21 protein-coding genes are annotated in these 21,697 nt (G+C 73.8%); 9 read left to right on the forward strand and 12 right to left on the reverse strand.

What is annotated here, in order from left to right:
- The first annotated feature begins 77 nt into the window (after positions 1–77).
- Both GCE86_RS30030 and GCE86_RS30035 read left to right on the forward strand, forming a co-directional pair.
- Positions 78–434 (forward strand): YkvA family protein, encoded by a 357-nt coding sequence (locus GCE86_RS30030; RefSeq protein WP_154230027.1) that lies wholly within the window; start codon positions 78–80, stop codon positions 432–434.
- Positions 435–510: 76 nt separating this feature from the next.
- Complete coding sequence (locus GCE86_RS30035; protein ID WP_154230028.1) at positions 511–1,881, forward strand: cystathionine beta-synthase; 1,371 nt, start codon at positions 511–513, stop codon at positions 1,879–1,881.
- A 51-nt stretch (positions 1,882–1,932) separates the two neighbouring features.
- Here the strand turns inward: GCE86_RS30035 and GCE86_RS30040 are convergent, their stop codons facing one another.
- The 10 genes from GCE86_RS30040 to GCE86_RS30085 form a co-directional block, all read right to left on the reverse strand.
- A complete protein-coding gene (locus GCE86_RS30040) occupies positions 1,933–2,883 on the reverse strand; it encodes a S1C family serine protease (protein WP_154230029.1) in 951 nt (316 codons plus the stop codon).
- 44 nt (positions 2,884–2,927) lie between these two features.
- Positions 2,928–3,437, reverse strand: coding sequence for a GNAT family N-acetyltransferase (locus GCE86_RS30045; RefSeq protein ID WP_154230030.1), 510 nt, complete (start codon positions 3,435–3,437; stop codon positions 2,928–2,930).
- Positions 3,434–4,363 carry a ribonuclease Z gene (locus GCE86_RS30050; protein WP_154230031.1) on the reverse strand — a complete coding sequence of 310 codons (930 nt, stop codon included), beginning with the start codon at positions 4,361–4,363 and terminating at the stop codon, positions 3,434–3,436. The genes GCE86_RS30045 and GCE86_RS30050 overlap by 4 nt, the downstream gene beginning before the upstream one ends.
- A gap of 330 nt (positions 4,364–4,693) precedes the next feature.
- On the reverse strand, positions 4,694–5,869 hold the full coding sequence (locus GCE86_RS30055) for an osmoprotectant NAGGN system M42 family peptidase (protein ID WP_154230032.1): 1,176 nt from the start codon (positions 5,867–5,869) through the stop codon (positions 4,694–4,696).
- Positions 5,866–7,692, reverse strand: a complete 1,827-nt coding sequence (ngg, locus tag GCE86_RS30060) for an N-acetylglutaminylglutamine synthetase (protein ID WP_154230033.1) — start codon at positions 7,690–7,692, stop codon at positions 5,866–5,868. The genes GCE86_RS30055 and ngg overlap by 4 nt, the downstream gene beginning before the upstream one ends.
- Positions 7,693–7,694: 2 nt before the next feature.
- A complete protein-coding gene (locus GCE86_RS30065) occupies positions 7,695–9,479 on the reverse strand; it encodes an N-acetylglutaminylglutamine amidotransferase (protein WP_154230034.1) in 1,785 nt (594 codons plus the stop codon).
- A 203-nt stretch (positions 9,480–9,682) separates the two neighbouring features.
- Complete coding sequence (msrA, locus tag GCE86_RS30070; protein ID WP_154230035.1) at positions 9,683–10,345, reverse strand: peptide-methionine (S)-S-oxide reductase MsrA; 663 nt, start codon at positions 10,343–10,345, stop codon at positions 9,683–9,685.
- A gap of 76 nt (positions 10,346–10,421) precedes the next feature.
- A complete protein-coding gene (locus tag GCE86_RS30075; protein WP_154230036.1) occupies positions 10,422–10,835 on the reverse strand; it encodes an HIT family protein in 414 nt (137 codons plus the stop codon).
- Positions 10,836–10,928: 93 nt separating this feature from the next.
- On the reverse strand, positions 10,929–11,126 hold the full coding sequence (locus GCE86_RS30080) for a hypothetical protein (RefSeq protein WP_154230037.1): 198 nt from the start codon (positions 11,124–11,126) through the stop codon (positions 10,929–10,931).
- Positions 11,126–11,455 (reverse strand): hypothetical protein, encoded by a 330-nt coding sequence (locus GCE86_RS30085; RefSeq protein WP_154230038.1) that lies wholly within the window; start codon positions 11,453–11,455, stop codon positions 11,126–11,128. Before GCE86_RS30085 ends, GCE86_RS30080 begins: the two co-directional genes overlap by 1 nt.
- 95 nt (positions 11,456–11,550) lie before the next feature.
- On the opposite strand from GCE86_RS30085, the gene GCE86_RS30090 reads away from it, so the two are divergent.
- The 4 genes from GCE86_RS30090 to ilvA are packed head-to-tail and all read left to right on the forward strand — an operon-like array spanning position 11,551 to position 16,285.
- Complete coding sequence (locus tag GCE86_RS30090) at positions 11,551–12,693, forward strand: cystathionine gamma-synthase (protein WP_154230039.1); 1,143 nt, start codon at positions 11,551–11,553, stop codon at positions 12,691–12,693.
- Positions 12,694–12,709: 16 nt separating this feature from the next.
- Positions 12,710–14,122: an amidase gene (locus GCE86_RS30095; protein WP_154230040.1), complete on the forward strand. Its 1,413-nt coding sequence runs from the start codon at positions 12,710–12,712 to the stop codon at positions 14,120–14,122.
- Between the two features lie 49 nt (positions 14,123–14,171).
- Positions 14,172–15,068 (forward strand): DUF4328 domain-containing protein, encoded by an 897-nt coding sequence (locus tag GCE86_RS30100; protein WP_154230041.1) that lies wholly within the window; start codon positions 14,172–14,174, stop codon positions 15,066–15,068.
- The gene (gene ilvA / locus GCE86_RS30105) at positions 15,065–16,285 is read left to right on the forward strand and encodes a threonine ammonia-lyase (RefSeq protein WP_154230042.1); all 1,221 of its coding nucleotides are present in this window, start codon (positions 15,065–15,067) and stop codon (positions 16,283–16,285) included. The genes GCE86_RS30100 and ilvA overlap by 4 nt, the downstream gene beginning before the upstream one ends.
- Before the next feature lie 132 nt (positions 16,286–16,417).
- Here the strand turns inward: ilvA and greA are convergent, their stop codons facing one another.
- Both greA and GCE86_RS30115 read right to left on the reverse strand, forming a co-directional pair.
- Complete coding sequence (gene greA, locus GCE86_RS30110; protein ID WP_154230043.1) at positions 16,418–16,918, reverse strand: transcription elongation factor GreA; 501 nt, start codon at positions 16,916–16,918, stop codon at positions 16,418–16,420.
- A 147-nt stretch (positions 16,919–17,065) separates the two neighbouring features.
- Positions 17,066–17,500: a DUF4307 domain-containing protein gene (locus GCE86_RS30115; RefSeq protein WP_154230044.1), complete on the reverse strand. Its 435-nt coding sequence runs from the start codon at positions 17,498–17,500 to the stop codon at positions 17,066–17,068.
- Between the two features lie 213 nt (positions 17,501–17,713).
- Here GCE86_RS30115 and mca point away from each other — a divergent pair, with 213 nt between their 5' ends.
- The 3 genes from mca to GCE86_RS30130 all read left to right on the forward strand — a co-directional run bounded on the left by mca (position 17,714) and on the right by GCE86_RS30130 (position 21,649).
- Positions 17,714–18,595 (forward strand): mycothiol conjugate amidase Mca, encoded by an 882-nt coding sequence (gene mca / locus GCE86_RS30120; RefSeq protein WP_154230045.1) that lies wholly within the window; start codon positions 17,714–17,716, stop codon positions 18,593–18,595.
- Positions 18,596–18,643: 48 nt separating this feature from the next.
- Positions 18,644–18,937 (forward strand): hypothetical protein, encoded by a 294-nt coding sequence (locus GCE86_RS30125; protein WP_154230046.1) that lies wholly within the window; start codon positions 18,644–18,646, stop codon positions 18,935–18,937.
- A 216-nt stretch (positions 18,938–19,153) separates the two neighbouring features.
- Positions 19,154–21,649, forward strand: coding sequence for a putative bifunctional diguanylate cyclase/phosphodiesterase (locus GCE86_RS30130; RefSeq protein ID WP_154230731.1), 2,496 nt, complete (start codon positions 19,154–19,156; stop codon positions 21,647–21,649).
- The last annotated feature ends 48 nt before the right edge of the window (positions 21,650–21,697 follow it).

Below are 21,697 nucleotides of genomic sequence, written 5' to 3' on the forward strand. Positions count from 1 at the left end.
GCGTTCCGGGTACCGGTAGGTGAAGGGGCGGGCTTGCGCCGGGACCGCACCCTGGTCGAGCGGAGAGGGGCGAGGAGATGGGGAAGACGTTGAAGCGGAGCGCGGCCTTCACCGCGCTGGCGCGGGCGCTGGCGGCCGGGGCGCGGGGTGGCCCGTCGCTGGGCGCCCGGCTGGCGGCGCTGCCCCGGATGATCCGGGCCACCGCCCGGGGCGAGTACGACGGCGGCCTGCGGCTGGCTCTCATGGCCGGCGCCACGGCGTACATCGTCTCGCCGATCGACCTGCTGCCGGAGATCCCGCTGGCGATCTTCGGCCTGGCCGACGACGCGGTGATGGTCACCTGGCTGGCCGGCAGCGTGCTGGCCGAGACGGACCGCTTCCTGGAGTGGGAGGCACGTCGCAGGTCCGTCATCCCGGGGCATGTGGCGCCCTGAGGGCACGTACCCTGGGCGACGAACTGACGACTTACCGGCCGCCCCACGACGGCGGCGCGACGAAGGGCACAACGAGGTGCAGTACTACGACAACGTGGTCGAGCTGATCGGCAACACCCCGCTGGTCCGCCTGCGCAACGTCACCGAGGGCATCCAGGCGACCGTGCTGGCGAAGGTGGAGTACGTCAACCCGGGCGGTTCGGTGAAGGACCGGATCGCGCTGCGGATGGTCGAGGACGCCGAGAAGGCCGGCCTGCTCCAGCCGGGCGGCACGATCGTCGAGCCGACCAGCGGCAACACCGGCGTCGGGCTGGCCCTCGTCGCCCAGCTCAAGGGCTACAAGTGCGTCTTCGTGTGCCCCGACAAGGTGAGCCAGGACAAGCAGGACGTGCTGCGGGCGTACGGCGCCGAGGTGGTGGTCTGCCCGACCGCCGTGGCGCCGGAGGACCCCCGCTCCTACTACAACGTCTCCGACCGGCTGACCCGGGAGATCCCCGGCGCCTGGAAGCCCGACCAGTACAGCAACCCGGCCAACCCGCGCTCGCACTACGAGACCACCGGGCCGGAGATCTGGCAGCAGACCGAGGGGCGGCTCACCCACTTCGTGGCGGGTGTCGGCACCGGCGGCACCATCTCCGGCATCGGCCGCTACCTGAAGGAGGCGTCCGAGGGGCGGGTCCGGGTGGTCGGCGCGGACCCGGAGGGTTCGGTCTACTCGGGCGGCACCGGCCGGCCCTACCTGGTCGAGGGCGTCGGCGAGGACTTCTGGCCGGAGACCTACGACCGGGGCGTGGCCGACGAGATCGTCGAGGTGTCGGACAAGCAGTCCTTCGAGATGACCCGGCGCCTGGCCCGCGAGGAGGGGTTGCTGGTCGGCGGCTCCTGCGGCATGGCCGTGGTGGCCGCCCTCGAGGTGGCCCGCAAGGCCGGCCCGGACGACGTGATCGTGGTGCTGCTGCCGGACAGCGGCAAGGGCTACCTGTCGAAGATCTTCAACGACAGCTGGATGGCCCGCTACGGCTTCCTCGACAACTCGGGCACCGAGCCGACCGTGGCCGAGGCGCTCGCCGGCAAGCCGGGCGGCCTGCCCGAGCTGGTGCACGTCCACCCCACCGAGACGGTCCGCGACGCCATCGACTACATGCGGGAGTACGGCGTCTCCCAGCTCCCGGTGCTCAAGGCCGAGCCGCCCGTGGTGACCGGTGAGGTGGCCGGCTCGATCGCCGAGAAGGACCTGCTCGACGCGCTCTTCACCGGCCAGGCCCACCTGCACGACACGATCGAGCGGCACATGGCCGACCCGCTGCCCATGATCGGCGGCGGCCAGCCGGTCAGCGAGGCGGTCACGCTGCTGGAGAAGGCTGACGCCGCCCTGGTGCTGGTCGACGGCAAGCCGAAGGGCGTGCTGACCCGGCAGGACCTGCTCGCCCACCTCGGCGCGCGCTGACGGACCGGATGACGAGGGCCGCACCCCGGGCGGGGTGCGGCCCTCGTCGCGTCACCGGCCGAGCTCGGTGGGCACGGCGACGACGTCGACGAAGGCGCCGCGACGCAGCACGGTGACGGGCAGGCGGGCACCGATCGCCGGGCCGAGCATGAGCCGCTGCAGGCCCTGGCCGTCCTGCACGGGCCGGCCGCCCGCCGCCACGATCACGTCGCCCAGGTAGAGGCCGGCCACCCCGGCCGGGCTGCCCGGCACCACCTCGACCACCCGCAGCCCGCGTCGCTGCCCGGTCCGCGCGGTGATCTCCGGCGGCAGCGGCACCGGCACGCCGGCCACGCCCAGCCAGGCCCGGCGGACCCGGCCGTCGCTGGTGAGGTCGGCGATGATCTGCCGGGTGGTGGCGTTGACCGGCACGGCCAGCCCGAGACCGTAGCCGGCGACGGCCGTGTTGACCCCGACCACGCGGCCGGCCGAGTCGGCCAGCGCGCCGCCGGAGTTGCCCGGGTTGAGCGCCGCGTCGGTCTGGATGACGTCCTCGATGAGCCGGGTGACCCGCCCGTCCCGGGCCGGCAGCGACCGGCCCAGCCCGGAGACCACTCCCGCGGTGACCGACCCGGCCAGCCCCATCGGGTTGCCGACGGCGACCACCAGCTGACCGATCCGCAGCCGGTCGGCGTCGCCCAGCTCCACGGGCTCGACGGTCGCCCGCTCCGCCCGCAGCACCGCCAGGTCGGAGAGCGGGTCGGCGCCCACCACCCGGAACCCGGTCTCGGTGCCGTCGCCGAAGGCGGCCGACCCGTCCCGCGCGCCCTGCACGACGTGGGCGCTGGTGAGCAGCAGCCCGTCCGGGCCGATCACCACGGCCGAGCCGGCTCCGGCGCCGCGCGGGGTCCGCACCGACAGGGCGGCGACGCTCGGCAGCACCCGGGCGGCCACGCCGGTCACCACCCGGGAGTACGCGTCGAGCGCGGCGTCCTCCGCCCGCTCGGTGTGCTCGGTGTCCATGCCGGTGCCAACGCGCCGGCATCGACGCCCATGCCCCGATCCGCTCAGAGCGAACGGGCGTAGCGGAGCTGGGGTACGACAACCGTGCCGATGAGGTCGTCGCGCTGCCCGCCGGTGGTGGTCCAGCCGCCCCGCTCGTAGAAGCGGCGGGCCGCCGCGTTGTCCCGCAGCACCCAGAGCACCGCCCGGGACCAGCCGCGGGCCCGCATGGCGTCGAGGGCGTCCACCATGAGCGCCCGCCCAGTGCCCCGGCCGCGCTCGGCCGGCTCCAGGTGGATGGCGTTGAGCAGGCCGGTGGCCGGGTCGCCCTCGTCGTCCGGCCCCAGGTAGCTGAAGCCGACGAGCCGGCCGTCCCGCTCGGCCACGGTCATCCGGTGGTCGGCGCCCTCCCAGGTCACCCGCTCGGTCCAGTACCGGCCCATGGCCTCCGGGGTCGGGTCCGCCAGCGCCTCCGGCGGCAGGAACGACGCGTACGCCGCGACCCGGGACCGCTGGTGCAGGGCGCCGACGGCCATGAGGTCGGCGCCGGTGGCGGGACGCAGGGAGACCGTCACCCGGCCGAGGCTACCCGCCGGGGCGGCACCTGGACGGTCATCAGGTCCTCGGCGATCACCAGCTCACCGGCGAAGTGGGCGCGGGCCTCGTCGGCGAAGCGGCGCGGGTCCGCGTACCGCTGGGAGAAGTGGGTGAGCACGAGCGTGCGTACCCCCGACTCGGCCGCCACGCGCGCGGCCTGGGCGGCGGTGAGGTGGCCGACCTCGGCGGCGAGGGCGGCCTCCGACTCCAGGAAGGTCGACTCGATGACCAGCAGGTCGGCGTGCTCGGCCAGGGCCCACACGGCGTCGCAGAGCCCGGTGTCCATGACGAAGGCGAACCGCTGCCCCGGCCGGGTCACGCTCACCTCGTCCCGGGTGACGCGGCGTCCGCCCACGTCCAGGTGGCCGTCGCGGAGGAGCTGGCCGACCGCCGGGCCGGCGATGCCGTACGCGGACAGCTTCTCCGGCAGCATCCGGCAGCCGTCCGGCTCGACGAGCCGGTAGCCGTACGTCTCGATGGGGTGCCGCAGCCGGCGGGCCTCCAGCGTGCCGATGCCCAGCGTGATCCGCTGCCCGTCCGTCTCGATCGGCTCGACGGCCAGCTCGGCGGTCTCGTAGAAGCTCGACGCGTGGCGCAGCCGGGCGAAGTAGGCGGCGCCCCCGGCGGGGAAGTGCACGGCCACCGGGTGCGGGACCCGGTCCAGGGAGAGCCGCTGGATCATGCCGGGCAGGCCCAGGCAGTGGTCGCCGTGGAAGTGGGTGACGCAGATCCGGGTCAGGTCGGTGGCGGAGATCCCGGTGTGCAGCATCTGTCGCTGGCTGCCCTCGCCCGGGTCGAAGAGCAGCACCTCGTCGTCCCAGCGCAGCAGGTAGCCGTTGTGGTTGCGCTGCCGGGTGGGCGCCTGGCTGGCCGTACCGAGGATCACCAGCTCGCGCATCGACACGCCGACCCCCCGGATATGAAGCGACCCCCGGGGCTTCCGCGCTCGCGCGCGGGCCGGCTGGACTGGGCCGGCACCCCGGGGGTCGGGTGGCTGTCGTGGTTTCGCCGCACCGCTGCCACACGGTCTCGACGATGGTGCCTGATGCCCGCCTCGCGGCGGACGGTCTTTCACTGTCGAGGACAGCGGCTAGCGGACAGCCACCTCACGAGTCCGATTGCTATACAAGTCTGGACCACCTCCTTTCCCGTGTACCGCCACGCTATCCACATCCCGGTGAGCCCGGCAACGGATTTGGATCACAGGCGGAACGGGAATCGGCGCGCCCCCGGCTCAGTCCAGGCCGATGGGTCCCTCGCGGGGGCCCTCCTCGGAGGCCGGCTGGACGGCCAGCGACGGGAAGTCGGCCAGGTCGCCCTCGGGCTCGGCGTCCCACTCGGGGAAGACCAGCGGCTTCTGGAGGTAGAGGCAGAGCAGTTGGGCGAGGTGCCGCAGCCCGTCCAGGTGGGTCCGCTCGTGGCCGTGGGTGGCGTCCACGCCGAAACCGAGCAGCGCCACCCGGGCGTGCGCGCCCGCCTCGACCGCCGCCGCCACGTCCGAGCGGTAGTAGTCGAAGACGTCCCGAACCAGGTGGACGTCGTGCTCCCGGGCGATGGCGGCGAGGTGCCGGGTGAGGTGGTAGTCGAACGGGCCCACCCCGTCGCCCATGGCGAGCGTGGCGGCATCCTCCCTCGACTGCTGGCCGGGCGCGACCACCGCGGCGTCCACCGAGACGATCTCCGCGACGTCGGGGTCCAGGCCGTGGCTCGCGCCGTGCCCGATCTCCTCGGTGACCGTGACCAGCAGGTGCGCGGTGACCGCCGGCGTGACGCCCGCGTCGACCAGCGCCTTGAACGCGGTCAGCACCGCGGCCACGCCGGCCTTGTCGTCCAGGTGCCGGGACTTGACGTACCCGCTCGGGGTGATCGTCGGGTTGGCGAGCAGCGCCACGAAGTCCCCGGCGTCGACGCCGAGCGCCCGGAGCCCGGCCTCGTCGGTGACCGGCTCGTCGACCCGGACCTCGACCAGCTCCCAGCCGACGCCCTGGAGGTCGACGCCCTCGTTGTAGCGGTGCCCGCTGGCCTTCAGCGGCAGCACCTGGCCGGTGACCACCCGGTCCAGGTCGTCGGTGAAGATCCGTACGTGGGCGCCCTCGGCGAAGCGGGCGCTGTGCGTGCCGATCGGCTTCACCTCCAGCCGGCCGTTGTCCTTGAGCCGCTTCACCATGCCGCCGATGGTGTCGGTGTGCACCACGACGGCCCGGTCGGCGCCGGTCGACCGCGGCCCGGGCAGGCTGGCGCTCAGCGCACCGCGCCGGGTCAGCGTCGAGGTGATGCCGAGCGCCGAGAGCCGCTCGCCGACGTACTGCTGCACGTGGTCGGTACGCCCCGACGGGCTGGGGATCTCCAGCAGCTCGACCAGCACCTGGCGCAGGTAGTCGAGGTCCAGCTCCAGCGGCTTCGGGCTCACGCGGCCCCTCCCGCGCCGGCCGGCGACCACAGCCGCTGCGGTGCCCGGGTGCCGGGGAAGAGCAGGTCGACGAAGCGTTCGGCGGTCGGCTGCGGCTCGTGGTTGGCCAGGCCGGGCCGCTCGTTCGCCTCGATGAACACGTGCTCCGGCCGGTTGGCGGCGGGTACCAGCAGGTCCAGCCCGGTGACCGGGATGTCCAGCGCCCGGCTGGCCGTCACGCACGCCTCGGCGATGGCCGGGTGCAGCACGGCGGTCACGTCGTGGATGGTGCCCCCGGTGTGCAGGTTGGCGGTCCGGCGGACGGCCAGGACCTGCCCCTCGGGGAGCACGTCGTGCATGTGGTGGCCGGCCTCGGCCACCACCTCGCGGGTCATGTCGTCGATCGGGATGCGGGACTCGCCGCCGGTGGCGGCGGCGCGGCGGCGGCTCTGCCGCTCGATCAGCTCGGTGACGTCGTGCACCCCGTCCCCGGTGATCTGCGCGGGCCGGCGGACCGCCGCGGCCACCACCTCGTGGTCGATGACGACCACCCGCAGGTCCTCACCCTCCCGAAGCTCCTCGATCAGCACGTCCGGGCAGAACCGGCGGGCCAGCTCGACCGCGGCGGTCAGCGCCTCCGGCGTGCGTACCCCGACGGTGATGCCGTTGCCCTGCTCGCCCCGGGCCGGCTTGACCACCACCGGGCCGACGTCGGCCAGGAACGCCAGGTCGTCGGCGTCGCCGGTGGCGGTGCGGCCGTGCGGCACGGACAGGCCCGCCTCGGTGAGGATGCGCCGGGTGACCCGCTTGTCGTCGCAGCGGCTCATCGCCACGGCCGAGGTCAGCTCGGACAGCGACTCGCGGGTGTGCACCGTCCGGCCGCCGATGCTCAGCCGCAGCTCACCCCAGCGCGGATCGGTCACCTCGACGCGGATGCCGCGCCGCATCGCCTCGTCCGCGACGATCTTCGCGTACGGGTTCAGCTCGTCGTACCCCTCCGGCATGGCGGGCAGGAACAGCCGCTCGTTGATCGGGTTCTTCCGCTTCACGCAGAGCGTCCCCGTGCGGTGGAAGCCGAGCCGCTCGTAGAGGCGGATCGCGCCCGAGTTCTCGGCCAGCACCGACAGGTCCACGTACGCCCGGCCGCGCGCGTCGAGACGGTCGGCCAGCGCGGTGAGCAGGGCCTGACCGGTGCCGGGCGGCGCCGTGTTGAAGTCCACGGTCAGGCACCAGAGGCTGGCGCCGTTCTCCGGGTCGCCGAAGACCGCCACGTGGTCCACGCCGGTGATGGTGCCCACCACCTCGCCGGTGGCGTCCTCCGCGACCAGGTGCAGGAACCGGTCGGTGGCCGCGTTGTCGACCAGCACCTCCACGGGCGCCGTGACCATGCCGTTGCGGGCGTAGATGCGGTTCACCGCGTCCGCGTCGCCGGCGTCGCGCAGCGGCCGGACGCTCAGTCCGGGGATCTCACCGCCCTCGGTGGCGGCGGGCCGGTGCTCGCCCAGGGGCAGCCGGTAGGTCAGCGACGGGTCGATGAACAGCTCGTCGGGGAGGCGGGAGACCAGCACGTGCGGGTCGCGCAAGTAGATGCAGATGTCCCGGGCGCCGACCGCCTCGGAACGCAGCACGTCGGCGACCTCGACCTGCTCGGCGAAGGTCTGCCCGAAGACCAGCCGGCCCCAGCCGCAGTCCAGCACCACGCCGGACGCGTCGGCGGAGCGGCGGTCGGGCTCGGGGACGCCGGGGGCCACCGGGTCGCCGCCCGGGCCGACCCGTTCCCGGCGCCGGCCCAGCACCCGTTCCCGGTCGGTCGGTGCGGTTCCGGTCGCGAGGGTGTCGGTCACGGTCAGTCGATTCCGTGGCTCTGGAGCCACATTTCCAGGAGTCCCAGCTGCCACAGCTTGTTTCCGTTCAACGGGGTCAGTTCGGCGTTCGGGTCGGCGAGCAGCGCGTCGACGTAGTCGGCGCGGAACAGGTCGCGGCGGCGCGCCTCGGGGGCGGTGAGCGCGTCGCGTACCCGGTCGAGGAGCTTGTCCTCCAGGTGGGTGAGACCCGGCACGGGGAAGTAGCCCTTCGGCCGGTCGATGACCTCGTGCGGCAGGACCCGCCGGCCGATCTCCTTGAGCACGCCCTTGCCGCCCTGGGCCAGCTTCAGCTCCGGCGGGCAGCTCGCGGCCAGCTCGACGAACTCGTGGTCGAGGAACGGCACCCGGGCCTCCAGCCCGTGCGCCATGGTCATGTTGTCGACCCGCTTGACCGGGTCGTCGGTGAGCATGACCTGGGTGTCGATGCGCAGGCCGGCGTCCACGGCGGTCTGCGCCCCCGGCCGGCCGAGGTGCGCCGCCACGAACTCCCGCGCCGGGTCGCCGTCGGCCAGCCACGCGGGGTTGAGCACCCGGGCCAGGCCGGCCGCGTCGCGGTCGAAGAACGCCTTCGCGTACGTCTCCAGCGCCCGGTCCCGGTCGGCGCCGGCCAGCGGCGGGTACCAGTGGTAGCCGCCCAGGATCTCGTCCGCGCCCTGGCCGGACTGGACCACCTTGACGTGCCGGGCGACCTCCTGGCTGAGCAGCCAGAACGCGACGCAGTCGTGGCTGACCATGGGCTCGCTCATGGCGGCGACGGCGGCCTCCAGCGGCGGCAGCAGGTCGCCGGTGGGCACCCGGATCTGGTGGTGGTCGGTGCCGAAGGTCTTCGCGACCAGGTCGGAGTAGACGAACTCGTCGCCCTCCCGGCCGCCCACCGCGTCGAAGCCGATGGAGAAGGTGGCCAGCCCGGACTGCCCCTCGCCGGCCAGCAGCGCGACCACGAGGCTGGAGTCGAGCCCGCCGGAGAGCAGCACGCCCACCGGCACGTCGGCCACCATCCGGCGGCGGACGGCGGTGGTCAGCGACTCCAGAAGCGCGTCCTGCCAGTCCCGCTCGGACCAGCCGGCCCGCTCGGCGGCGCGGGTGAAGGACGGGTCCCAGTAGACCCGGTCACGGCTCGTGCCGTCCGGCTCGTACACCCGGACCGTGGCCGGGGGGAGCTTGGCGACGCCGCGCAGGATGGTCCGCGGCGGCGGCACGATGCTGTGGAAGCTCAGGTAGTGGGCGAGGGCCACCGGGTCGATGCCGGTGTCGACGCCACCGCCGGCGAGCAGCGCCGGCAGGGTCGAGGCGAAGCGCACCACGCCGGGGCTCTCGGCCAGGTAGAGCGGCTTGATGCCGAGCCGGTCCCGGGCCAGCACCAGGCGGCCGGTGTCCCGCTCGCTGATCGCCACCGCGAACATGCCGACGAGGTGGTCGACGAAGTCGGGGCCCCACTCGGCGTACGCCTTGACGACGACCTCGCTGTCGCCGGAGGAGAAGAAGCGGTGTCCCCTGGCCTGCAACTCCTCGCGCAGCTCGCGGTAGTTGTAGATGCAGCCGTTGAAGACGCCCGTGAGCCCGGCGGCCGGATCGACCAGTGGCTGGCCGCTGGCGGCCGAGAGGTCGATGATCTTCAGGCGGCGGTGGCCGAGGGCGACCGGCCCCTGTGACCAGACCCCGCTGTCGTCCGGGCCCCGGTCGCTCATGGTGGCCGCCATCCGCTCCACCGCCGCGACGTCGGCCCGCGATCCGTCCCGCCGGAACTCTCCTGCCAGTCCGCACATGCCAGGCAATGCTGCCAGAGCCCGTTACGGTTCGCCTGTTGAGCTGATGTCGGGGGCGTTACGTCTTTGCTAGGATGCGCGCCCACTTCGAAGCGACCGCTGGCCTCGGTGAAGATCCGGTGGCCGGGCGGGCCGGGTGACCGAATCGGGCCGGGCCCGCGGTGTGACAAACACCGCAGGCCCGGAAACGGACACCGGGTCGCTCAGCCGGCGGTACGCGCCACGCCCACCGGGCAGCTCAGCCCGTTGGGGCCGTGGTTGCAGTACCCGTTCGGGTTCTTGGTCGGCGCGAGGTACTGCTGGTGGTAGTCCTCGGCGAAGTAGTAGTCGCCGAGGCGGGCGATCTCCGTGGTGATCTCACCCTTGCCGGCCCGCGCCACGATCGGCGCGAAGGCGTCCCGCGAGGCCTGCGCGACGGCCAACTGCTCGTCGGTGGTGGCGTAGATCGCCGACCGGTACTGCGTGCCGACGTCGTTGCCCTGGCGCATGCCCTGGGTCGGGTCGTGGTTCTCCCAGAAGACCTTGAGCAGGTCCTCGTAGCTGATCTTCGACGGGTCGTAGACCACCTGGACCACCTCGGCGTGCCCGGTCATCCCGGAGCAGACCTCCTCGTACGTCGGGTTGGTGGTGTAGCCACCCGCGTAGCCGGCCGACGTGGTGAGCACGCCCGGGAGGGTCCAGAACAGCCGCTCGGCACCCCAGAAACAGCCCATCCCGAAGACGGCGACCTGCGCGCCCTCGGGGAACGGGCCCTTCAGCGAGGACGGCAGCACCTCGTGCCGGTCGGCGATCGGCATCGCGATCGGTCGGCCCGGCAGGGCCCGCTCGGGGGAGATCATCTCGGCCTTCATGCGGCGAAGGAACACGGTGGGACTCCTCTCTTGGCTTTCCCAGCGTGTGCAACAGCGCCGACCCCCGGTTCCTTACCCGACGGTCCCGCCCTCAGGCCAGCGCGGCGGCGACCCGGCCCGCGAAGTCCTCGGCCTCGGCGTCGTCGGCGTAGCGGGTCCGCGGCCAGAAGAAGCCGCGCAGCCCGTCGCCCTTCGTCCGCGGCACGACATGGGTGTGCAGGTGGGGGACCGACTGGGACACCTTGTTGTTCATGGCCACGAACGTCCCACCGGCCCCCAGCCCGGCCTCCACGGCCACGGCGAGCCGCTGCACGAGGCGGAAGTAGCCGGGCAGCGCGTCGGCCGGCAGGTCGGCCAGGGTGACCAGGTGGGTGCGCGGCACCACGAGCACGTGCCCCTTGAACACCGGGCGGGTGTCCAGGAAGGCCACGCCGTCCGCCTCGTCGGCGACCCGGAACGCGGGTACCTCGCCCGCCACGATCCCGCAGAACACGCACCCAGCCACCCCGCCAGGCTAGGCGCTGCCGCGCGAGCCTGCCGGTTGCCCGCGCCGATCTTGGAGAGTTGCCGTTCGCGTGGAGCGGCAACTCTCCAAGATTCACGTTGCCGGGCCGCGTCCGCCGCGGTCAGGGCTGGTCGAGGTACGCGTCCCATCCGGCGTGGCGAAGTCGATGTCCTGCGATGGCCGGTCGACCAACTCGTGGGCGCACATGGCGTAGCCGCCCGCAAGCACCAGCCCGAGGTCGTCACCGGCGGAGAAGCCGATCTTGAGGAGTCGGCGGCGCAGGGTATCCATCAGCGGGCGGCGAGGTCGGGGAGCTTCCGCTCCCAGAGCCGGGTGAGCCGACGCGCGGTCAGCCGGCAGATCCGTGGCCAGTCTCGCCGAAGGAGGTCGGCGTTGACGTAGCGGACGATGTCGTCGCGTTGTCCGCAGTCCATCAGCGTCCGGTAGAGCGTCAGCCGCTGGCGGGCGTCGCTGACGTCGAACTCGGCCGGGCCGGACCAGGCGAGGCGGACCGGCAGACTGACCCGGCCCTGGTCGGGGCCGGCCAGGAGCCCCAGCGAGGCGGGAATCCGGTCGGCCACGCCGAGGAGGCGGGACGGCAGCGCTTCGGTCGGGGGCACCGAGCCAGTATGGCCGACCGGTCGGACAACCTTCCGATTGTGACGCCGGGCGGGTTCCACGCGGTGGGACGGGCGGGCGGACTAACGTCTCGGGAATGAGTCACGGCTTCGAGACGCTCGCCATCCACGCCGGTCAGGACCCGGAGGCCCGCACCGGCGCGGTGATCCCGCCGATCTATCAGACCAGCACCTACGCCCAGGACGCCGTCGGCGCTCCCCGTGAGGGCTACGAATACAGCCGTTCCGGTAACCCGACCCGGGACGCGCTCCAGGAGTGCCTGGCCGCGCTGGAGGGCGGGCCGGTGGGCCTCGCCTTCGCCAGCGGCCTGGCCGCCGAGGACACCCTGCTGCGGACCGTCTGCAAGCCGGGCGACCACGTGGTGATCCCGGACGACGCGTACGGCGGCACGTACCGGCTGTTCGCCAAGGTGGCCGAGCGCTGGGGGCTCGACTACACCCCGGCGAAGGTCTCCGACCCGGACGCGGTCCGGACCGCGATCCGTCCCGGCGCCACAAAGATCATCTGGGTGGAGACGCCGACCAACCCGCTGCTCGGCATCGCCGACATCGCCGCCCTGGCCGCGGTCGCGCACGACGCCGGCGCGCTGCTGGTGGTCGACAACACCTTCGCCTCGCCGTACCTGCAGCAGCCGATCGCGTTCGGCGCGGACGTGGTCGTCCACTCCACCACCAAGTACATCGGCGGGCACTCCGACGTGGTCGGTGGCGCCCTGATCGCCGCCGACCGCGCGCTCGGCGAGGAACTGCGCTACCACCAGAACGCGATGGGCGCCGTCAACGGCCCGTTCGACGCCTGGCTCACCCTGCGCGGCATCAAGACCCTCGGCGTACGCATGGACCGGCACTGCGACAACGCCGAGCGGATCGCCGCCTACCTGGACGGTCACGCCAGGGTCGCGCAGGTCATCTACCCGGGCCTGCCCGCGCACCCCGGTCACGAGGTGGCCGCCAAGCAGATGCGCCGGTTCGGCGGGATGATCTCCTTCCGCGCGGCGGGCGGCGAGGAGCACGCCGTGGAGATCTGCAACCGGGCGAAGCTCTTCGTGCTCGCCGAGTCGCTCGGCGGCGTCGAATCCCTGATCGAGCACCCGGGACGGATGACACACGCGAGCGCTGCCGGCTCGCCGCTTGAAGTTCCCGGCGATCTCGTGCGACTGTCTGTCGGCATCGAGACGGTCGACGACCTGCTCGCCGATCTGGAGCAGGCGCTGGGCTGACCGCTGGCTGGGGAGGATGGCCGTGCAGGACATCATGCCGACGACCTGGGTGGGGGCGACCGCCAAGCAGATCGCCCGGGGCGTACGCCGGGGTGACGTCTCCGCCACCCAGGTCGTGGCCGACCACCTCGACCACATCGCCCGGGCCGACGCCGAGCTGGCCGCGTTCCGCACGGTGCGCGGCGGGGAGGCGATCACCGAGGCGGAGAAGGTCGACGAGCAGGAGGACCTGGCCAACCTCCCCCTGGCCGGCGTGCCGGTCGCGGTCAAGGAGAACACCCCGGTGGCCGGCCTGCCGACGTGGAACGGGTCGGCCGCCGTGCGTACCCCGGTGGCGGAGGCCGACCACGAGGTGGTCCGCCGGCTGCGCGGCGCGGGCGCGGTGATCCTCGGCGTGACCCGCATGCCGGAGCTGGGCCTCTGGGCCCTGACCGACGACGAGAGCGGGGTGACCCGCAACCCCTGGGATCCGGCGCGGACCCCCGGCGGCTCCTCCGGCGGCGCGGCCGCCGCGGTGGCCGCCGGGCTCGTGCCGATCGCGCACGGCAACGACGGCCTCGGCTCGATCCGCATCCCCGCCGCCTGCTGCGGCCTGGTCGGGCTCAAGCCCGGCCGGGGCGTGGTGCCCTGCCAGCTCGGCGCGGACGACTGGTTCGGCCTCACCGAGCACGGCATGCTGACCGGCACGGTGGCCGACGCGGCCGTCGGCTTCTCCGTGCTGGCGGGTCGCCGCCCCGACAAGCTGGTCCCGCCGCCGCGGCTGCGGGTCGGCGCCTCGCTGCGCTCCCCGGTGCGCGGCGTCTCGCCGGACGCGCCGAACCGCGACGCGGTCGCCACCGCCGGCCGGCTGCTCGCCGCCGCCGGGCACGACACCGTCCCCGCCGACCCGGTCTACCCGACCCGGCTCGGCCTCCAGGGCATCGCCACCTGGTTCGCGGCGGCCGCCGCCGACGTGCAGGCCGCGGGTGTGGAGCGGCGTGGCCTCCAGCGGCGCAGCCGCCGGCACGTCGCGCTCGGCGAGTGGGCGCAGCGCCGGGGGTACGTGCGCGAGGCCGACCGGGCCGCCTGGCGCGAGCGGTCGGTGAACTTCTTCGCCGACCACTCGGTCGACCTGCTGCTCACCCCGGCGCTGGCCGGCCCGCCGCCGGAGGCCGCCGGCTGGTCCGGCCGCTCCTGGGTGGCGAACATGAAGGCCAACATCCGGTACGCCCCGTACGCCGCGCCCTGGAACATCGCCGGGCTGCCCGCGATCGTGGTGCCGGTCGGCCGCCGCCCGGACGGCCTGCCGGTCGCCGTGCAGTTCGTCGGCCCGCCCGGCTCGGAACTGCTGCTGCTCGGCGTCGCGGGCCAGTTCGAGATGCAGGCGCCGTGGCAGCGGCACGCCCCCGGCTACCCCCGGGTCGGGACGGGGTCGCCGACCCTCGCATGATCGTCTAGCGTGTGCGCGACTTCCGTACGCCGACCACGGGGACGACGCCATGCACTGCCAGACCTGCGGGGCCGACAGCTCGACGGCCGGCGCCTGCCCGCGCTGCGGCGTCTCGCCCGATCGGCCGGCGCTGTCGCCGGGTATGCCGACCTTCGCGGTCCAGGGGATCGGTCTGGCCGCGTCGTTCACGGTCGGCCTCACCGCGCTGCTGTACACCCTGGTGGCGCTGGCGCCGGCCCTGCGCGTCCTGCTCGCCCCGCCCGACGGCGACCCGGGCCGGCAGCCGGCGCCGCTCGCCGCTGAAGGGCTGCTGTCCCTGGCGTACGTCGTGGTCTTCCTGACCGCGGCAGTCCTCGTGATGGTCTGGATGTTCCGGGCCCGGAAGAACACCGACGCGTTCCCGGGCGGCCGGAAGGTGCTGGCCGCCCACTGGGCCATCACCGGCTGGTGGGTGCCGGTGGCCAGCCTCGCCGTGCCGTGCGTGGTGCTGGTCGGCATCGTCCGGGACAGTCTCGACCGGGTGTGGCTGCGTGTCCTGGTCGGCGTCTGGTGGCTGGCCTGGCTGGCGTTCGGCATCGCCGATCTGGTCACCAGTCTGGCCGAGGCGCGTGACCGGGTACGCCGCGCCGAGGCGGGGCTGGCACCGGATCTCGACTTCTATCGGGACGCGGCGCTGCGCAACAGCGTCCCGGCGCTGGCCTGTCTCGTCGCCGCGGCCGCGCTGGTCGCTGTCGTGCTGCGGGTCTCCGCCGCGCAGCAGGCTCGCATCGACGGGGCGGCGTGGCGGGCCGCCCTGCTGCCGTCCCCGGTCCCGGCGCAGCCCGTCACCGAACCGTCGCCGCAGGTGCCGGGCGACGTGGCCGAAGCGTCGCCGCAGGTGCCGGGCGACCTGACCGTGGCGTCGCCGCAGGTTCCCCCGGGCCCGGGTGGCACGATCGGGGCATGACGGAACTGGTCGGTCTCGCCGACGTACAGGCCGCGCGGGAACTGCTCGCCGGCGTCACCCGCACCACCCCGCTGGAGCCGTCCCGGCCGCTCAGCGCCGCGCTCGGTGGGCCGGCCTGGCTGAAGTGCGAGAACGTGCAGCGCGCCGGGTCGTACAAGGTGCGCGGCGCGTACGTGCGGATCTCCCGGCTCTCCGCCGAGGAACGGCAACGCGGGGTGGTGGCGGCCAGCGCCGGCAACCACGCCCAGGGTGTGGCGCTCGCCGCCGGACTGGTGGGCGCGCACGCCACGGTCTTCATGCCGGTCAACGCGCCGCTGCCGAAGGTGGCCGCCACGAAGGGGTACGGCGCCCAGGTCGAGCTTGTCGGCAACACGGTGGACGAATCGCTGGTCGCGGCGCAGACCTTCGCCGAGCGGACCGGGGCGGTGTTCATCCACCCGTTCGACCACCGGGACGTCATCGCCGGTCAGGGCACGGTGGCCCTGGAGATCCTCGAACAGTGCCCGGACGTGAAGACCATCGTGACCGGGGTGGGCGGCGGAGGCCTGATCTCCGGCCTGGCCGTGGCCGCCAAGGCGCTGCGCCCGGACGTACGTGTGATCGGGGTGCAGGCGGCCAGCGCGGCCGCCTTCCCGCCCTCGCTCAAGGCCGGGGAGCCGGTCCGGCTGCCCTTCTTCTCGACGATCGCCGACGGGATCGCGGTCGGCCGCCCCGGGGAGCTGACCTTCACCCACGTCCGCAAGCTGGTCGACGAGATCGTGACGGTCTCCGAGGAGGACATCTCCCGGGCGCTGCTGATGCTGCTGGAGCGCGGCAAGCAGGTGGTGGAGCCGGCTGGTGCGGTGGGCGTGGCGGCGCTGCTGGCCGGGGTCGTCGAGGTGCAGGCGCCGGTGGTGGCGGTGCTCTCCGGCGGCAACATCGACCCGCTGCTGATGCTGCGGGTCATCGAGCACGGCCTGGCGGCGGCCGGTCGCTACCTGCGGGTCACCGTCCGCTGCACGGACCGGCCGGGCCAGCTCGCCTCGCTGCTCGGCGAGATCGCCGAGCACCGGGCCAACGTGGTCGACGTGGTGCACCAGCGGGCCAACCCGCACCTGCGGCTCGGCGAGGTGGAGGTGGCGCTCTCGGTGGAGACCCGCGGCGTGGAGCACTCCGACACCCTCATCAGCGCCCTGCGGGCCAGCGGCTACCAGGTGGTCTTCGCCGGCGAGGGGTGAGGTCGCCGCGAAAACGCGACCGCCCCGGCCGGACGGTGCCGGTCGGGGCGGTCGGGATGTGGCTCGGGGCCGAGGAGCCTGTCAGCCTCGGTCGGGTCGGACCCGAGCCGTCCGGCGCGGGTCCGGAGGCGGTCAGCCGGAGAACGGCTCGAACTTGACCACCGTCACCTTGATGTCGGCGCCGCTGGGCGCCGTGTAGGTGCAGGTCTGGCCGGCCTTGCCGCCCAGGATCGCCTTGCCGAGCGCGGACTCGGGGCTGTAGACGGTGAGGTCGGTCGTGGAGGCGATCTCGCGGGAGCCGAGCAGGAAGGTCTCCGTGTCGTCGGCGTCGTCGTCGAAGTAGATCGTGACGACCATGCCGGGCGACACGGCGTCGGCGGTCGGGGCCTCGCCGACCTTGGCCGTGCGGAGCAGCTCCTTCAGGTAGAGGATGCGACCCTCGGCCTTGCCCTGCTCCTCGCGGGCGGCGTGGTAGCCACCGTTCTCCCGCAGGTCGCCCTCCTCGCGCCGGGCGTTGATCTCGGCGGCGATCACCGGGCGGTTGGCGATGTGCTCGTCGAGCTCGGCCTGCAGGCGGTCGTACGCGTCCTGGGACAGCCAGGTGGCGGGCGCCTCGTTGTCATTGGTGGACACAGGCGATCTCCTCGTTGGTGCGGACTGGCTGACAGGTGAACTACCAAGTTACCAGTGCCGGGCACCTCGGGGTGTCGCCGATCACCCCGGGTGCCGGAGGCGGGACCCGGGGTTGCGTGTGTCCCGGCGGCTCGCCGGGTGCCCGGCTCAGCCGGCCGGTCGGCAGCGCAGCACCTCGCCGATGAAGGGCCGGGCGCTCGTGGGCACCTCCTGCCGGGCCCGGACGTGGCGCTCGCCGGTCGGGGCCGTCACGGTGGCCTCCACGTGGCCCACCTCGGCGCCGTCGTGGGAGCGGGCCCGCAGCAGGCAGGTCGCCGAGCCGCCCTCCGGCACGGTGACCCGGAAGTCGACCACCACGCTGGAATCGGTGATCCCGGTGTAGGTGATCACCTCGGCGCGGTAGTCCGGGTCGCCGTACTGGTTGTAGAGGCGTGCGGCGACCAGCCCGAGGAGCGCCAGCAGGACGACCGCCACCAGCACGGGAAGGATCGGACGGCGGCGCCCCGGCTCCCGGCGGCGGCCGTAACGGCCGGGCGGGAAGACCGGTGCACCCGGTGCGACTGTGGCGTGCGTCTCGCTCACCGGCGGGTATCTCCTGGCGTTGTTGTCGGCGGCATCGGCAAGAATGGCAGAGTCCATCTTCCCAGCCCGGCGCTGAGTCAAGGATGGCAGGTCGGCCCCGCCGCCGATCGGCCAGCACGGGGGCTTTCGCGGGCGCGGGGGGAGATTCCGGCAGGTCAGCCGGGCGGGCCCGGGCGGGCCGGGCCCGGTGGGCACAGACGAGGAGCGCCGAAGGTGGCAGAACAGCTGCGGCTCATGGCGGTGCACGCCCATCCCGACGACGAGTCGAGCAAGGGTGCGGCCACCATGGCGAAATACGTCGCCGAGGGGGTGGATGTCCTGGTCGTCACCTGCACCGGCGGCGAGCGGGGCAGCGTGCTCAACCCCAAGATGGACCGGCCCGACGTGTGGGCCAACATCGGCGACATCCGGCGCGCCGAGATGGACGCGGCCCGGGCCATCCTCGGCATCGAGCAGGCCTGGCTCGGCTTCGTCGACTCGGGGCTGCCCGAGGGCGACCCGCTGCCGCCGCTGCCGGAGGGCTGCTTCGCCCTGGAGGACGTCGAGGTCGCGGCCGCCCCGCTCGTGCGGCTCATGCGCCAGTTCCGCCCGCACGTCGTCACGACGTACGACGAGGAGGGCGGCTACCCGCACCCCGACCACATCATGACCCACAAGGTGACCGTGGCCGCCTTCGAGGCCGCGGGTGACCCGGAGCGCCACCCCGAGCTGGGCGAGCCGTGGCAGCCGCTCAAGCTCTACTACGACGTGGGCTTCTCGCGGGCCAAGATCATGGCGCTGCACGAGGCGATGCTCGCCGCCGGCCTGGAGTCGCCGTACGGGGACTGGATGAAGCGCTGGGAGGACCGCCCCGACAAGGGCGAGCGGATCACCACCCGGGTCGACTGCGCCGAATACTTCCCGGTCCGCGACGACGCGCTGCGCGCCCACGCCACCCAGATCGACCCGGACGGCTTCTGGTTCCAGGTGCCGATGGATCTCCAGCAGCGCGCCTGGCCGACGGAGGACTTCCAGCTCGCCCGCTCGCTGGTCGACAGCCCGCTGCCCGAGTCCGACCTCTTCGCCGGGGTGCGCGAGACGTGCCGTGCCCGCTGATTCCCCGGCGGGCTACGCTGGTGGTCAGCCGCACATCGGAGGAACACCATGCTGACCACCGCCCAGGTGCTCGCGGAGAATAACTTCGGTGACACCCGCACGGGTGGTCTGGCCGGCCCGATGGGCCTCTTCCTCATCGTGCTGCTGGCCATCGTCACCGTCCTGCTGATCCGCAACATGAACGCCCGGCTGCGCCGGCTGCCCGACCGGTTCCCCCAGCAGGGCGGCCCGGCCGAGCCGGGCCGGACCGATGCGGCAGTCGCTGATCCGACAGACGGGACCGCCCCGCAGGATTCACCGACGAACGCCCCCAACGGCTCCCAGCAGCGCCGGAACGGCTGAACAGCACGTGAATCACGTCGAAGCCGGTCGTCAACCCCTGTTGCGACCACCGGCTTTGGCTTAGCCTTCCGCCGGGGGGACCGAACGGCCCCGAGCCGTGCGCGGAAGGGGGGCGCCGATGTCGATGGCACCAACGGCCCCTGACCGTGCCCCGGGGCCGCCGCCGGACGGGGTGGGTCGGTGACCTCCGGCCGGGCCGGCGATCCCCCCGATCGGCTGGGCCTCCGCGGCACGCCGGTCGGAGTGCTCCTGCTGACCTCGGCCGTCGCGATCACCGCTGTGGTGGCGGCCGTGGTCGGCCTCAGCGTCCCCGCGCACCTGCCGGCGGACGACCCGCTGCCCGGTCCCGTCCGGTTCGGCGTCGCCGTCGTGGCGTTCGCCGTGGCCCAGCTCGCCCGGCTGCGGTTCCGCACCGCCTCGGGCATGGTCAGCATCACCTGGGGCGAGGCGGCCCTCGTCGTCTGTCTCTACCTGGTGCCGGCCGGCTGGCTGCCGGCCGCGGCCCTGCTCGGCGCCGGCGCCGCGTGGACCACCATGTCCCTGGTCGCCGACCGTCGCCCCGCGCTGGAACTGGTCCGGATCGCCGGTTCGCTGGCCGCCGCCACCGCGCTCGCCGCCGCCGTCGCCAGCGCGCTCGGCCGCCCGCTGCTCGCCGCGCTCACCCCCGAGCTGGCCCTCGCCCTGACCGCCGGCGCGGTCGTCTACCTGCTCACGAGCGCCTGGCTGGGCGGCGCCGGCCTGGCCCTGCGGCACGGCATCCCCATCGGGCCGCCGCTGCTCGCCGCGCTCCGGGGCAAGTTGCTCATGTTCGTGGGTAACGTGGCGGTCGGCCTGGTCGTGGTCACCCTGCTGGAGCTCGACGCGCGCTGGCTGCTGCTCCTGCCGCCGCCGCTCTGGCTGCTCCAGCAGACCTACCGGCACCGGCTCCGCGCCGACCAGGAGCGGCGCACCTGGCGGGCCTTCGCCGAGGCCACCGCCGCGCTCAACCAGCTCGACGAGCGCGGGGTGGCGACCGCCGCCGTGACCGGGGCGCTCACCCTGTTCGGCGCCGAGCTGGTCGAGGTGGACGTGGCCCGGGGCGACGGCCGCTGGCGCCGCTATCGAGCGGACACCGGCGCGCAGGTGCGCGACCGGGAGGTGGAGCCGCCGTCGGCCACCGGGTCGGGCGAGCACGAGCTGGTCCGGCGGCTCGCCGTGGGCAGCGCCGAGGTCGGCCGGCTCCGGGTCCAGTTCCCCCGGTCCGCTCCGCCCAGCGCCCGCGAGGAGGACGGCGTCGCGGCGTTCGGCGACGCGCTGGCCGCCGCCCTGCACGACGCCGCGACCCACCGCGAGCTGCGGCTGGTCACCGCCCGCTCGTCGTACGAGGCGGTGCACGACCAGCTCACCGGGCTGCTCAACCGGGCCGCCCTGCTGGCCAAGGGCGACCAGGCGCTGCGGCAGCGCGCCCACGACCACCCCGTGGCGTTGCTGCTGCTCGACATCAACCAGTTCAAAGAGGTCAACGACACGCTGGGGCACGCGGCCGGGGACCAGCTGCTGCGGCTGGCCGCGAGCCGGCTCTCCACCCTGGCCCGGCCGGGCGACCTGCTGGGGCGGCTCGGCGGCGACGAGTTCGCCCTGCTGCTGACGACGGTTCCGGTGGTCGACGACCGCGCCGCCCCGATGGCGTACGCGCTGCGCCAGGCCCGGGAGATCGCCGAAAGGCTGGCCGCGCCGACCGAGGTGGCCGGGGTGCGCATGTCGGTCGAGGTGGCGGTCGGCGTGGTGGTCGCCGACGCGGGCACCGCCGACCTGACCGAGCTGCTGCGCCGGGCCGACATCGCCATGTACCAGGCGAAGGAGGGCGGCGGCAGCGTCGCCGCGTACGACAGCTCGCGCGACGCGGCGAGCACCGACCACCTGGCGCTGCTCGCGGAGCTGCGGGAGGCCCTGGCGGCCGACGACCAGCTGGTGCTGGCGTTGCAGCCCGCGGTGGACCTGGCCACCGGCGCCCCGACCGGGGTGGAGGCGCTGATCCGCTGGCGGCATCCACGCCGGGGCTGGCTCGGCCCGGCGGACTTCATCCGCCCGGTGGAGAACAGCGAGCAGCTCGGCAGCTTCACCCGGTACGTGCTGGACAAGGCCCTCGCCGTGGCGGCCGACTGGGCGCGCGAGGGGCTGGACATCCCGATCTCGGTGAACCTGTCGGCGCGCAGCCTGCTCGACCCGCGGCTGCCCGCCGAGATCGGCGAGGCGTTGCGCCGCCACCAGGTCCCGCCGCACCGCCTGGTCCTGGAGATCACCGAGACGGTGGTGATGAGCGAGCTGGAGGTCATCGACGAGGTGCTGGCCACCCTGCGTGCCATGGGCGTGCAGCTCGCCGTCGACGACTTCGGCACGGGGTTCTCCTCGCTGACCTTCCTGACCCGCATCGCCGTCGACGAGCTGAAGGTCGACCGTTCCTTCGTGATCCGGATGGCCGACTCCCCGGAGGCGGCGGCGATCGTGCGGACCACCGTGGGGCTCGCCCACGAGCTGGGGCTGCGGGTGGTGGCCGAGGGCGTGGAGACCGCCGAGCAGCGGACGGCCCTGGCCGAGCTCGGCTGCACGGCCGCCCAGGGCTACCACTTCTTCAAGCCGATGCCGGCGGACAAGATCGGGGCGGTGCTGGGGTCCCTGCTGGACACCGCACGCGGCAACGTCTTCCCGCTCCGCGCCGACGGCGCCTCCTGACCGGTCCACTCCGGCGGCGTCGCCGACGTGTGGCCGATATGGTCGGCG

Origin of the sequence: Micromonospora terminaliae (assembly GCF_009671205.1) — a bacterium.
Classification (GTDB): domain Bacteria; phylum Actinomycetota; class Actinomycetes; order Mycobacteriales; family Micromonosporaceae; genus Micromonospora; species Micromonospora terminaliae.

What these genes read in the sequence shown, in the direction of transcription:
- GCE86_RS30030 (WP_154230027.1), top strand. Translation starts at nt 78, where the DNA reads ATGGGGAAGACGTTGAAGCGGAGCGCGGCCTTCACCGCGCTGGCGCGG.
- GCE86_RS30040 (WP_154230029.1), bottom strand. Translation starts at nt 2,883, where the DNA reads ATGGACACCGAGCACACCGAGCGGGCGGAGGACGCCGCGCTCGACGCG.
- GCE86_RS30065 (WP_154230034.1), bottom strand. Translation starts at nt 9,479, where the DNA reads ATGTGCGGACTGGCAGGAGAGTTCCGGCGGGACGGATCGCGGGCCGAC.
- GCE86_RS30080 (WP_154230037.1), bottom strand. Translation starts at nt 11,126, where the DNA reads ATGGATACCCTGCGCCGCCGACTCCTCAAGATCGGCTTCTCCGCCGGT.
- GCE86_RS30090 (WP_154230039.1), top strand. Translation starts at nt 11,551, where the DNA reads ATGAGTCACGGCTTCGAGACGCTCGCCATCCACGCCGGTCAGGACCCG.
- GCE86_RS30095 (WP_154230040.1), top strand. Translation starts at nt 12,710, where the DNA reads ATGGCCGTGCAGGACATCATGCCGACGACCTGGGTGGGGGCGACCGCC.
- GCE86_RS30100 (WP_154230041.1), top strand. Translation starts at nt 14,172, where the DNA reads ATGCACTGCCAGACCTGCGGGGCCGACAGCTCGACGGCCGGCGCCTGC.
- ilvA (WP_154230042.1), top strand. Translation starts at nt 15,065, where the DNA reads ATGACGGAACTGGTCGGTCTCGCCGACGTACAGGCCGCGCGGGAACTG.
- GCE86_RS30125 (WP_154230046.1), top strand. Translation starts at nt 18,644, where the DNA reads ATGCTGACCACCGCCCAGGTGCTCGCGGAGAATAACTTCGGTGACACC.